The sequence below is a fragment of the Streptomyces sp. H27-H5 genome (genome assembly GCF_026627505.1).
In the GTDB taxonomy this organism is placed as follows: Bacteria; Actinomycetota; Actinomycetes; order Streptomycetales; family Streptomycetaceae; genus Streptomyces.
The window spans coordinates 1-1386 of the sequence record NZ_JAPNLK010000295.1 but is presented as its reverse complement, the minus strand read 5'-3'; the positions used below and the strand labels follow the sequence as shown (position 1 = coordinate 1386).

1 protein-coding gene is annotated in these 1386 nt (G+C 69.5%); it reads left to right on the top strand.

Annotated elements, in window-relative coordinates:
- A partial coding sequence (locus tag OTB19_RS42860; RefSeq protein ID WP_267804276.1) for an IS701 family transposase occupies nt 1-1349 on the top strand: 1349 nt, incomplete at its 5' end.
- Nucleotides 1350-1386 lie beyond the last annotated feature (37 nt).

Below are 1386 nucleotides of genomic sequence, written 5' to 3'. Positions count from 1 at the left end.
AGAACGAGACGGCCGCTTCGGCCACGGTAGACCACGAAGGCCACGACATGGCGTTCGGGGGCCTGTTGGCCTCGATGGCTGGCTGCTTCGCCCGCTCCGAGACCCGGGAGACGTTCGCACGGATGACACGGGGCATGCTGATGGAGCTCGAGGACGTGAACTGCTGGAGCCTGTCCGAAGCGATCGGGGAGCGGGGCCCGCACCGCCTGCACCATCTGCTGTCCCGTGCGGTGTGGGACGAACAGCAGGTGCTGGAACGGACGGCCCGGTGGGCGGTGGGCCTGCTTGATGACGGCGACGGGGTCCTGATCGCGGACGAGACGGGGGATGCGAAGTCCTCGACCGACGCGGTGGCCGCGGCCCGCCAGTACTCGGGCTCGGTCGGTGGCGTGGATCTGTGCCAGGTCGCCGTGCACCTCACCTTCGCCACGTCCGCCGGGCACTGCCTGATCGACCGGCGCCTGTACTTCACCAAGGAGTGGGCCGGCGACGAGGAACGCCGTGAGCTGACCGGTGTCCCTGACGAGCTGTGCTTCGCGACCAAGCCGCAACTCGCGGCCCACATGCTCCGCGGCGCCGGCCCGCAGGGCATATCCGCCTCGTTCTTCCTCGGCGATGAGGTCTACGGAGGGCGGGAGCTGCGTACCACCTGCCGCGAGTTGGGCCTGGGCTACGTCGTGGGAGTCCGCTCCAACCACCAGGTCATCACCCCGGCCGCGAAGCTGAGTGTGGCCAGGGCCGCCGCCCGGGTGCCGAAGCGGGCCTGGCAGCGGATACGGACCGGCACGGGACAAAAGGGCGTACGCGACTACGACTGGGCGATGATCGAGGTCACTGCCGACGACACCCCCGACGGGCACGACCGCGACGCGGGGACGTCCGTGCTGCTGGTCCGCCGGCACCGCTACACCCGCACCGTGTCCTACTACCGCTGCTTCGCCCCCGGACCGGTGACACTGGCGCGACTGGTATCACTGGTGTGCCGCAGATGGCGGGTCGAGGACGACTTCCAGGACGCCAAAGAAGTCTGCCACCTCGACAAAGGCCAGGTCACCTGCTGGAACTCCTGGCACCGCTGGAGCGTGACCGCCCTGGTCGCCTACGCCTACCTGGCCACCGCCGCCGCCCTCGAACGCACCGCCCAGACCAGCCGGAACGACCCCTCCGAGGCCGACCTCGTCCCCCTCAGCAGCCACGAACTCCTCCGCCTGCTACGAGCCCTGGTCCTTCCACCACCCCAACGAGACCGCGACCACCTGCTGTGGTGGTCCACCTGGCGCCGCCGCCATCAACACCGCGCCCGCCTCTGCCACCGCCGTTGGCACACCTACGCCGACACCACACCATGACCAGCCAGCACACCAGCGGCTATCTACAGCTGCCGTA